A 3,238-nucleotide genomic window follows, 5' to 3' on the forward strand; every position below is an offset into this window, starting at 1 on the left:
CGGGCGGTGTGCCCCGGGCCGGGCCTCAGCCCTTGCCGCCGCCCGCCTTCAGCACCTGGGCCGCGGCCACGCCCGCCGCGCTGAAGCCGTGCCCGCCGCCCTCGACCTCGGCGGCGACGGCGAGGTCGCCGCGGTAGGCGATGAACCAGCTGTTGGTGGCCTGGCCGCCGGCCTCGACGGTGCCGGTCTTGGCGCCGATCTGGCCGGACAGGCCGGCCATCGGAGTACGGGCGGTGCCCTGGGTGGCGGTCTTGGCCATCATGGCGCGCAGGTCCCGGGCGACGTCGGCGGGGAGCCTGCTCGGCGCCGTCACGCGCTTGGCGTCCTCGCGCAGCACGGGCTGGCGGAACGTCCCGTTCTGCACGGTGGCGGCGACCGAGGCCATCACCAGCGAGTTGACCTGGATCCGGCCCTGGCCGATGTACGCGGCCGCGGCCTCGTCCTTGTTCCCGGGCGTCGGGATGGTGGCGTCCCGGCTCGGGACGCCGATGTGCCACTCCAGGCCGAGGCCGAACTGGTCGCGGGCCACCGTGCCGAGGGTGCCGGGCTGGAGCTTCTCCAGGCCCTTGTCGATGAAGCCGGTGTTGCAGGAGCGGGAGAAGTCGTCCGCGAGCGTGTAGGACGGGAAGTCGCCGCTCTCGTCGTTGTGCCAGGCGCGCGGGGAGTAGGTGGTCTCCTTGCACGGCACCACGGTGTCCGGGCGCACGCCCGCCTCCAGCAGCGCGGCCGAGGTGATCACCTTCATCGTCGAGCCGGGTGCCTGGCCGCCCGCGAGCGCGCGGTTGAAGCCGCCCTGCGGGGCGTTGGCGATCGCCAGGATGTGGCCGGTGCTCGGCTGGACGGCCACCAGCGAGGCCGGATTGCCGTTCGCCGCCTGCTGCTTGACGGCGTCCTCGGCCACCTGCTGGAGGTCGGCGTCCAGGGTCAGCTTGACCACCGGGGCGCTCGGCGGCGTCAGCACGAACAGCCGCTCCGCCTCGCCGCCGCCCGAGAGCACCACGGCCCGTCCGGTCGTGGCGGCCGCGCCGTCCGGCGGGGCGATCTGGGGGAGGACGGCGCGCAGCGACGGGAAGGTGTCGAGCGGCCGGCCCTTGCGGTCGGTGGGCTTGGACACCGGGTTGGGCGTCTCCTGCACCCCGATGGTCCGGCCCGGGGTGAGCTGGGGGTGGATCACGGACGGCTTCCAGCGCACCACGGGCCGCCCGTCCTGGGACCGGACGACGCTCAGCACGCTGTCGTACTCCCAGGCGTCCGGGGTGCCCTCGAACTCCGCCTTCACCCGGAAGCCGAGGGCCGGCTCGCTCGGGCCTTCGGCCTTCGCGGGGCCCGTCCCGGTCAGGGCGAGCGAGCGGGCGCCCACCTGCTCGTGGAACGTGGCCAGTGCGGCGCGGGCGGTCTCCGGCCGGTCCGTCAGGCCGGCGGCGGCCGGGATGTCGCCGCGGCTCCAGGCCGCCAGGAACTCCTTGGCCGCCGACTCGGCCTGCTCGGCGGTCGGCGGCTCCTGCGGGGCCTTCGCCACGGTGCCGGCGCCCTGGTGGCCGCCACCGGCCGGGCCGTTGTCCGTCACGGCGTTCAGCACGTTGTAGGCGCCGTAGCCGCCGACCGCCAGCAGGGCGGCGAACACCCCGCCGGCGGCGACCATCACGACCCGGCGCGTGGTCGAGCTGCGCGGGGCCCCGTCGTCGTTCCCGTCATGCCCGTCGAGGTCGTCCAGATCGTCGTACTGGTCGTACTCGATCTCGACATCGGCGAGTCGGCCGTCCTGCTCGTGCCCGGCGTGCCCGTCGTGCCGGTTGTGCCGGTTGTCCCTGTGCTCCTCGAACATGCTTCCGTCCCCCCTGCGATCCTCCGTGGTGGCGGGCACGCCCCCTCCGGCATGTCGGCCCGCCGGCCCGATGACCGGACGAAGGTCCGTTCGGGCGCGGACCAGCCTATGCCGGGACGGGTGATCGGTCGACAGCGGGACGGCCCGCCCGGCGATCGGCCGGGCGGGCCGTAGGGGCCGGTCAGGCCCAGGGGTCGGTGAAGGAGCGGCCGGGCACGGGCTTGGCGACCAGGGCGATGGCGGTGAAGAAGTTGACCTGGCCGATGGCGAGCATGAGCGTGGTCAGCGCCGTTTCGTCGTAATGCCCGGCGACCTCGGCGTACAGCGCGTCCGACACCCGCTCGCCGTGCGGGTTGGGCTGGAGGACGGCCTCGACCAGGGCGAGCGCGGCGCGCTCCGGGGCGGTGAACCAGGGGGAGTCCGGCCAGCCGGCCACCGAGGCGATCCGCTCCTCCGACTCGCCGGCCCTGCGGAGGAAGCCGGTGTGCAGGACGGTCAGGTAGGTGCTGCCAGCGATCTGGCCGGCCCGCAGCTGGATCAGGCTGATGGTGCTGCGGGGGACGGACCGGTTGCCGGTGGCCTTGAACAGTGCGGCCGAGACCTCGGCGAGCTCGGGGACGAGCTGCACCGGGTCCTGGGCCATGCGCGGGCGCAGCGGGACCTCGGCGGTGATCGGACGGGCGTTCATCGTGGTGTTCCTCTTCTCGCGGATGAGCGGATGAGCGGGTGACCGCTCGACCGGGTGGACCGTGCGGCCACCCGCTCACCGGTCCGACGGATCGCGGCGCGGCTTTGTGACAGCGCGGCCCGCCCGCAGCCCGAGGACGCAGCCGACGGCCACCAGGCCGGCCATCGCGAGCAGCGGCGCCGCCCAGGACCCGCTCGCGGCGTGGAGCGCGGAGGCGAGCGCGGGTCCGGTGGCGGCGAGCAGGTAGCCCCAGGTCTGGGCCATGGTGGAGAGCGCGGCGACGTGGTCCGGGTCGGTGCCCCGACGGGCGAACAGGACGGCGGCGAGCGCCTGTCCGCCGCCCATGCCGATGCCGAGGACGGCGGCCCAGAGCGGCGCCCCGTCGGCCGGGGTGAGCACCAGGCCGAGCAGGCCGAGGACGCAGACGGCCGCCACGCCCAGGATGTGCGGCCGCTGGTCGCTCCGGGCGGCGGCCAGGGTCGGGGCGAGGAAGCCGCCGACGGCGAGGCCGAGGATCAGCACGGCCTGGTCGGTGCCGGCGGTGGTCCGGCTCAGGCCCGCGTCGACCAGGACGGTGGGCAGCCAGGCCAGCGTCGCGTAGAAGACCAGGGTCTGGACGCCGAAGAAGGCCGTCAGGCTCCAGGCGAGCGCCGTCCGCCCGACCCGGCGGCGCCCCGCGGGTGCGACGGGCCCGGCCGGCGTCCGCGCGACCCGCAGCTGCGGCG

3 protein-coding genes are annotated in these 3,238 nt (G+C 75.3%); all 3 read right to left on the bottom strand.

What is annotated here, in order from left to right; genetic code table 11:
- Positions 1-25 precede the first annotated feature (25 nt).
- The gene (locus AE652_RS38275) at positions 26-1,825 is read right to left on the bottom strand and encodes a penicillin-binding transpeptidase domain-containing protein (protein ID WP_049659988.1); all 1,800 of its coding nucleotides are present in this window, start codon (positions 1,823-1,825) and stop codon (positions 26-28) included.
- Positions 1,826-2,006: 181 nt separating this feature from the next.
- Positions 2,007-2,513, bottom strand: coding sequence for a carboxymuconolactone decarboxylase family protein (locus AE652_RS38280; RefSeq protein WP_049659990.1), 507 nt, complete (start codon positions 2,511-2,513; stop codon positions 2,007-2,009).
- Positions 2,514-2,588: 75 nt separating this feature from the next.
- Positions 2,589-3,238, bottom strand: a 650-nt coding sequence (locus tag AE652_RS38285) for an MFS transporter (protein WP_049659993.1), incomplete at its 5' end; no start/stop codon positions are given.

It is taken from the genome of Kitasatospora sp. MY 5-36, assembly GCF_001182915.1.
Taxonomy (GTDB): Bacteria; Actinomycetota; Actinomycetes; order Streptomycetales; family Streptomycetaceae; genus Kitasatospora.

What these genes read in the sequence shown, in the direction of transcription:
- AE652_RS38275 (WP_049659988.1), bottom strand. Translation starts at nt 1,825, where the DNA reads ATGTTCGAGGAGCACAGGGACAACCGGCACAACCGGCACGACGGGCAC.
- AE652_RS38280 (WP_049659990.1), bottom strand. Translation starts at nt 2,513, where the DNA reads ATGAACGCCCGTCCGATCACCGCCGAGGTCCCGCTGCGCCCGCGCATG.